Origin of the sequence: Herbaspirillum sp. B65 (assembly GCF_000333555.1) — a bacterium.
In the GTDB taxonomy this organism is placed as follows: Bacteria; Pseudomonadota; Gammaproteobacteria; order Burkholderiales; family Burkholderiaceae_D; genus Herbaspirillum; species Herbaspirillum rubrisubalbicans.
Genome location: NZ_BADI01000622.1, coordinates 1 through 4293, shown reverse-complemented (window position 1 = coordinate 4293; position 4293 = coordinate 1). Strand labels below are relative to the sequence as shown.

At 60.5% G+C, this 4293-nt stretch carries 9 protein-coding genes; all 9 read left to right on the top strand.

Features of this window, described 5'->3' with window-relative positions; all coding sequences use genetic code 11:
* Window positions 1-84 precede the first annotated feature (84 nt).
* The 9 genes from I5W_RS14710 to I5W_RS14680 all read left to right on the top strand — a co-directional run bounded on the left by I5W_RS14710 (window position 85) and on the right by I5W_RS14680 (window position 4232).
* Complete coding sequence (locus tag I5W_RS14710) at window positions 85-237, top strand: hypothetical protein (RefSeq protein ID WP_252717035.1); 153 nt, start codon at window positions 85-87, stop codon at window positions 235-237.
* A 15-nt stretch (window positions 238-252) separates the two neighbouring features.
* Entirely contained in the window at window positions 253-495 is a 243-nt protein-coding gene (locus tag I5W_RS14705) for a hypothetical protein (RefSeq protein ID WP_006461600.1), read from the top strand.
* Window positions 488-688, top strand: a complete 201-nt coding sequence (locus tag I5W_RS14700) for a hypothetical protein (RefSeq protein WP_044529781.1) — start codon at window positions 488-490, stop codon at window positions 686-688. Before I5W_RS14705 ends, I5W_RS14700 begins: the two co-directional genes overlap by 8 nt.
* Window positions 679-924, top strand: a complete 246-nt coding sequence (locus I5W_RS29870) for an ogr/Delta-like zinc finger family protein (protein ID WP_006465440.1) — start codon at window positions 679-681, stop codon at window positions 922-924. Before I5W_RS14700 ends, I5W_RS29870 begins: the two co-directional genes overlap by 10 nt.
* Before the next feature lie 104 nt (window positions 925-1028).
* Window positions 1029-1250 carry a hypothetical protein gene (locus I5W_RS14695; RefSeq protein WP_017455143.1) on the top strand — a complete coding sequence of 74 codons (222 nt, stop codon included), beginning with the start codon at window positions 1029-1031 and terminating at the stop codon, window positions 1248-1250.
* Window positions 1251-1338: 88 nt separating this feature from the next.
* The gene (locus I5W_RS32510; RefSeq protein ID WP_026052274.1) at window positions 1339-1692 is read left to right on the top strand and encodes a hypothetical protein; all 354 of its coding nucleotides are present in this window, start codon (window positions 1339-1341) and stop codon (window positions 1690-1692) included.
* Window positions 1682-3733: a replication endonuclease gene (locus I5W_RS14685; protein WP_044529780.1), complete on the top strand. Its 2052-nt coding sequence runs from the start codon at window positions 1682-1684 to the stop codon at window positions 3731-3733. Before I5W_RS32510 ends, I5W_RS14685 begins: the two co-directional genes overlap by 11 nt.
* Window positions 3730-3876: a hypothetical protein gene (locus I5W_RS32505; RefSeq protein ID WP_008330650.1), complete on the top strand. Its 147-nt coding sequence runs from the start codon at window positions 3730-3732 to the stop codon at window positions 3874-3876. The genes I5W_RS14685 and I5W_RS32505 overlap by 4 nt, the downstream gene beginning before the upstream one ends.
* Window positions 3873-4232 carry a hypothetical protein gene (locus I5W_RS14680; RefSeq protein WP_017454535.1) on the top strand — a complete coding sequence of 120 codons (360 nt, stop codon included), beginning with the start codon at window positions 3873-3875 and terminating at the stop codon, window positions 4230-4232. Before I5W_RS32505 ends, I5W_RS14680 begins: the two co-directional genes overlap by 4 nt.
* Window positions 4233-4293 lie beyond the last annotated feature (61 nt).

The window sequence follows — 4293 nt, the reverse complement described above, 5'->3', positions numbered from 1 at the left end:
GTCATTGCTAAGTGACGTGTACACCAATTATCCCATATGCCTAACCTCTCCAAGCACGTATCCCGCCCCCATACCGATACTTCGGTGGCCGTTACCTTCCGCCTTGAAGCTGATGAAGAGCAACGACTGGCTGAGCTGGCCCGCCAGGATTTGCGCACGCGCTCTTCATTCGTGCGCCTGCTGATCTTGCGCGGCATGGCCGCCTACGACAAAGACGTCAAAGCCGAACGGGCTTGAGTATCGGAGACCGCAATGTACGACGATCCACGCAAAATCCGTCACCGCCGCATCGTAGTGCGCGTCAACGATGACAACTACGACATCATGAAAGCCCTGGCACAGTACCAGGGCGAGAACCTGGCCACCCTGGCCCATGATCTGCTGATGCACCAGGCCATCGCCCTGGCGCAATCCTATTCGATGCCGATCTTATCCGAGCAGAACGTGCAAGCCAAGGCGCTCACGAGCCACTTTTCAGTGCCTCGCAATGCCTGATATCGAATTGCCGTTCACCCATCCTGAGTTGGTCGACGCCCTGGAAGTGATCATGATCCGCGAGGGCTTCGACACGATTGAGCAGGCGGCCGAGTTCGTGCTGGCCCAATCTGTTCGAGAAGGTATCAAACGTATTACTGGCAAGGGGCGTGCACTCTATGCCATCAAGGGAAAGAAAACAACATGCGTGTAATCAGCCTGCCGTGCCCTCATTGCCAAAGCCCTGTGCGTGCAGCCAAAAGCCGGACCATGTCCACGCTGATGAAGGAAATCACCTATCGATGCCAGAACGTCGATTGTGGCCATACCTTCGTTGCCACGCTGGAGATTTCTCGTACCGTTTCCCTGTCGGCCATGCCCAATCCCGAGGTGAGCCTTCCCATCTCGCCCCGTGCGTACCTTGCACCCCAAGGAACAGGTACTGCCTGACTTGCTGCTGACCGCCTAGCCGGTCGCTGAACCCCAAATTGACTAAGACCTGTCGTGCGCCATTTGGCGCACGCTGGATTCGCTCACCCTAAAGAAACCTCACCATGGCTCTCGATCAGCAACCGGTCGCTCTTGCCCTCGCCTCGTTACGGCTTCGTCTGGGCGACGACATCAAAGAATTTCAATGTGCGCAGCGGATGTTGCTGCGCAAGGCGGTGCTTCAGGACGACCTGCAATGGAATGTGATTTGGCAGGGGAAATCTGCGATTGGGCATCGCCTTGCTCAGCGCCTGCAGCGTCTCGGTGGCTTGATGGGAGCATGGTAATGCGTGCCGTGATTGCTCATTGCATCGCAGGTTTCCTGCTGCTCGCGCCTGCCTTGCTGGCCGCAGTCGGCCTGGTGAAGGGGTAACCATGCGTGGTGCTCGAATCAAAGATCATGCGTCATTCCGTCCAGCATCGGACCTGCTGCGCGAGCGCGCTGCATGGGTGCCGACGCCTCCTGGCAATGAAGCTGCCAAGGCTGAGCTAACTAAGTCCATTTCGCTGCTGCGTAATCGCAGGCGGCCCAATCTGCAAACGGGGATTGCTTATTCCTGGGCGGCCATGGCCAAGCCGGTGCGCCGACACATCCTGGCCCTGGCGGGTCTATCAGCAGATCGCTGGGAATGCCCCATTCACTCCTTTACCGAAGCTGAGCGCCTGGCCATGCGTCATGCCGTGCTGCGTGCCATTACGACGTATGAAAGAGCCCTCAATGCAGTCTAGAACAGTCGATGCGAAGACACGGCGTCGCCATCGGGCCTTCGTCGAGTCGCACCAGTTTGCCGGTGAATTGGCCCGCATTCCGCTGAAGTGGCGTGGGCGTGTTGTGGGGCAGGCGCTGGAGCTGATGTCGGTATGGCACTGGAACAAGATTTTTGAGCCGATCGCTGTTCAGTTCGTCCGTGACTTTGCTGAGCAGTACGTACCGGCCGGCGTCGATTTGTCGCAGGACGATGCGGATATCTGCGCCACGGCAGAAAAGGCCGCTGACAACGTCAAGAAAATGCTGTGGAAGGCAATCTCCGATACCCACGCACGCGACCTCATCGAGCAGGAGTGTAGTGACTACGGCATTGATATGCCTGAAGTGGACGATGACGACTTGCGCGCCATCATTGCGCGTGTCGTGGATCCGCGCTGGTGGCGCCGGCAACTCCGCAAGGTAGTCGGCCGCGCCTTTGAGGGCGGCAATATCCGCCTGGGCTATGTGCACTATCACGGCGAGCCCTATGCCAGTAATGACGCCGTACTGTCTCGCCTGGCCCAGAACAAGCGAAATGCTGCCGCGCTGGAAGCGATTATTGTGCGCAATGAGGCGGGCCAGGAATTCAGCATTGCCGAGCTGGCCGAGAAGACCACGGCCAATAAGACCATTCGCCGCGGCGAACTCATGCTGCGCATCAATGGCTTCGAGATGATCGCGAAGGAATGCAACGACCAGGGGCTGTTTCTCACCTGGTCCTGCCCGTCACGCTTCCATGCCACTCTGCACACAGGCAAGCCGAATCCCAAATATGACGGCTCGGACCCACGTACGGCCAATAAGTACCTTGGCAAGATGACTGCGCTAGCACGCTCGGCGCTGGCCCGGCGCGGCATCGGCCTGTACGGGTTCCGCATCGCTGAACCCCACCACGATGGATGTCCGCACTGGCACATGCTGGTATTCGTGCGTGCTTTGCCGGGCTACACCACGCCGCATGTCAAGGACGTGGCCAGCCGTGCTATCCGCATCATGAAGCGGTATGCCTGGCGCGTGGATCGCGGCGAGCCGGGTGCATTCAAACGCCGCCTCGACGTGAAGCGCATCGACTGGTCAAAGGGAAGCGCTGCTGGCTACATCGCCAAATACGTGGCCAAGAACATCGATGGCGTGGCCGACCACAAGACTAAGGAAGGCTATGTGGTCACTACCGACACAGCCGGCGACTACGAACTGACGCCATCGGCCCGCGTGGAAGCCTGGGCGGCTCGTTGGGGCATTCGCCAGTTCCAGCAGTGGGGTGGCGCGCCTGTGAGTGTGTGGCGCGAGCTGCGCCGCGTGCCGGCAGAGATGGTGCAAGAGGCGCCCCCGGCGATGGCCGCCGCCTGGGATGCCGTGCAAAAGATCGAAGGCGAGAAGCGTGCGTGCTGGGCCAGCTATCTGTGGGCTCAAGGTGGTGCCATCGTGAAGCGCGACGATCTGATGGTCACCCTGGCCAAGGAAACCAAGACTGTGACCGGCCGCTATGAAGAGTGTGAGCGGGTGATGCCCTATGGCGTCCAGTGCCGCCAGATGGTCGGGGTGGTCTTTAAATCTGTTCGTCACACATGGACGCCAGTTCAAGGGCACGACGCTCGCGCATCGGCGGGTTCGGGGTTCCCTTGGACTCGTGTAAATAACTGTACGCAGCCCGCTGGGCCTGACTTTGCGGCGGATGTGTCCTTTGAACCGAAGACATCACCAGCGCCAGTCATGTTTAAGCCCGACCAGGCCGCGCAGATCGATCATGCGTGGCTCGCCCTGGGTGCATGTCCCTGGCCTCGACCGGTGGTGGACGACATGCCGACATGGCCAGGGCCAGCCGTGACCGCCGATGAACAGCGCCGCGCACTGGCGGCTTGGGATGCCATCAAGGCGTGCCCCTGGCCACGCGTGGTGCCTGTGCCGGACAAGTCCCCGCGCCGCGGCACGCCGCGCCAGGTCGCCGACTGGCGCGCCGGCCGGCTCGATGTGACCGAACTTCCGATTGATCCTCACCCAACGAAAGGGAACGCCCTATGACCGCGTTTCGTGTCGTCGTGCGCACTGCCAGCGCACGCCATTCCTACACCGCCATCGCAGCGCATAGCTGCGACGTGATCGCCGCCGCCGTCGATCGCTTTGGTGTGTGCTCTGTAACGGCCACCAAGGAGAAGAAGCAATGAATGCACCTGTGAAATTTGATGTGATCGCCACCACCAGCAGCAAGTCGCGTGACTTCGTGATGCAGCCCCCGCAGTCCCTGGACCGCATCACGTTCAATACGCCTGACGATGGTGTGATGGCTGGCTATGTGTCGGTGATTCGGCAGCACCTGGGCAACGGCCAGCGATTTGCCTGGGTCGAGCTGGAGAACGAACTGGCGGGACAGTTCCGGGGCGTCCCGTTAGTGGACATCGTCAGCAGCGATGACAGCGGTGCTGTCCGCAGGCAGGTCGCCGCCGTCAATGATGCGCGGCGTCTGTGCCTCGCCGACTTCAGCGGCACACTGGCTGACCAATTGCGTGTGGTGGGAGGATGATATGCGACGGGAATCGCACACCCGGCCATCGTGGAACACGTGCTGCAAAATGGTGGCGCTC